General features: G+C 63.8%; 2 protein-coding genes. Both read right to left on the reverse strand.

The genetic code is table 11. The features are described from left to right. Positions 1–199 precede the first annotated feature (199 nt). Positions 200–1558, reverse strand: a complete 1359-nt coding sequence (locus ACESY8_RS19615; protein ID WP_044941436.1) for an MATE family efflux transporter — start codon at positions 1556–1558, stop codon at positions 200–202. 110 nt (positions 1559–1668) lie between these two features. After that, the coding region (locus ACESY8_RS19620) for a peptidoglycan endopeptidase (RefSeq protein WP_498794967.1) at positions 1669–2100 on the reverse strand (432 nt) is incomplete at its 5' end.

Genomic DNA, 2100 nt, shown 5'->3' on the forward strand with positions numbered 1-2100 from the left:
CCCCCCCCCCCCCGCGGGCGGGGACAAGCCCCGCCCCTACGGAGCATTTTGGCCAGGCGATGCCTGCCGCAGCAGACCTCTGTAGGGGCCGATGCCCACATCGGCCCGCCCCTACGTCCAAGCGCCGCAGAATAGCCCGCCGGAAACGGAATCCCGGAAAGGTAGGGGCGGCCCCTGTATGCGGGAGACGGCGGGGCGCTTACTCCAGGGGGAGGATCACCCTGCGGTAGATACGCCGCAGGAAGATCACACAGAGGGCCAGAGAGGCCAGCTCCGCGATAGGAAAGGCCCACCAGACGGCGGTGACGCTGCCGCTGAGGGACAGGAAGAACGCCGCGGGCAGGAGGATCAGGAGCTGACGGACAATAGAGATCATCATGCTCAGCAGGCCATTGCCCAGGGCCTGGAAGGTGGAGGAGCAGATGATGCTGAAGCCCGCAAAGACAAAACACAGGCTGATGATGCGCAGGGCGGGCACACCGATGGCCAGCATGTCGGGGGACGCTTCAAACAGGCCGAGGATATTCGCCGGGAAGAGCTGAATGACCACCAGGCCCACCAGCATGATGGCCACGGCCAGGAGGGCGCTGAATTTCACCGTATCCACCAGGCGTTTACGCTTACGGGCGCCGTAGTTGTAGGAGACGATGGGCACCATGCCGTTGTTGAGGCCGAACACCGGCATGAACACGAAGCTCTGGAGCTTGAAATACACGTTGAACACGGCCACGGCGGTGGACGAGAAGGCGAACAGGATCTGGTTCATACCGAAGGTCATCACCGAGCCGATGGAGTTGAGAATGATGGACGGCGCGCCCACGGAGTAGATGTTTCGGATCACCGGGCCGTTGGGGCGGAAGCCCCGGAGGGTTGGGTGGATATCGTGGTTGCAGGTGAGGTTGAACAGCACCGCCAGGACGGCCGCCACGATCTGGCCCAGGACGGTGGCTGCGGCAGCCCCCGCAACCTCCATACGGGGGAAGGGGCCCAGGCCGAAGATGAGCACCGGGTCCATGATGATGTTGATGATGGCCCCGGTGCCCTGGGTGAGCATGGTGTAGAAGGTGCGCCCGGTGGCCTGGAGCAGCCGTTCGAACATAATTTCCAGGAACAGCCCAAAGGACAGGCCGCCGCAGATGCGCATATAGGCGGTGCCGGAGGAGACGATATCGGGAATATCGGTCTGTACGGCGATGAAGGGGTGGGCCAGGGTGAGCCCGGCCACCGTAAAGACCAGCGTGGAGAGCACCGCCAAAAACACGCCGTTTTCCGCCGCGCGGTTGGCGGCATCATAGTTCTTCTCCCCCAGGCTGCGGGAGAGGAAGGCATTCACACCTACGCCGGTGCCCACGCCCACGGCGATCATCAAATTCTGAAAAGGGAACACCATGCCCACCGCCGTCAGGGCGTTCTCGCTGAGCTTGGCCACGAAATAGCTGTCCACCACGTTGTAGAGCGCCTGTACCAGCATGGCGATCATCATGGGCAGAGACATGGAGAGCACCAGCCGCCGGACCGGCATGGTGCCCATTTTGTTTTCCTGCAGTTCTTCTGACATAACCGACCTCCAAACACCAAAACAGGGCCGCAGCAAACTGCTGCGGCCAAATAAAAGTGATTGGTTTTATTTTACTGGAATTGCGGCGGTTCGTCAATCCTTTTGTGGAATCAGGGCGTTTTTTCAAACAATGAGGGGCGGCCCAGGTCGGTAAAGCCCGCGGCCTTGGCGTCGGAGGAGCACACCACGCCCCCCAGGGAGTAGGAGCAGTGGAGCACCAGAAGCCCTCCGTCCTCTCCCCGGCCGGCCACGATCCCCACATGGGACAGGTCGGGATAGAAGGCCAGATCGCCGGGGAGGGCGTCGGCCCAGTCCACCGGGGCGCACAGGGCCCGCTGGGCCCGCACGCCGTTGCCCACGGCGGCAAAGGCGGCGGGGTCTCCGGCGGCGTTGACGGCGCACCAGGATACGAAGCCGGAGCAGTCCAGCCCGAAAGGCAGGCTCTCCCCGCTGGTGCTGCTGCCCGGGGCGGTGACCACCGCCGGGACGCCCCAGCGCGCATCCCACCCCACCGCGTCCGACTTGCCGCCCCAGAAGTAGCC

Source organism: Clostridium sp. ATCC BAA-442 (assembly GCF_964239415.1).
Lineage (GTDB): Bacteria > Bacillota > Clostridia > Oscillospirales > Oscillospiraceae > Flavonifractor > Flavonifractor plautii.

Bases quoted from the DNA above. Each gene is read 5' to 3' on its own strand.
- ACESY8_RS19615 (WP_044941436.1), bottom strand. From the start codon at position 1,558: ATGTCAGAAGAACTGCAGGAAAACAAAATGGGCACCATGCCGGTCCGG.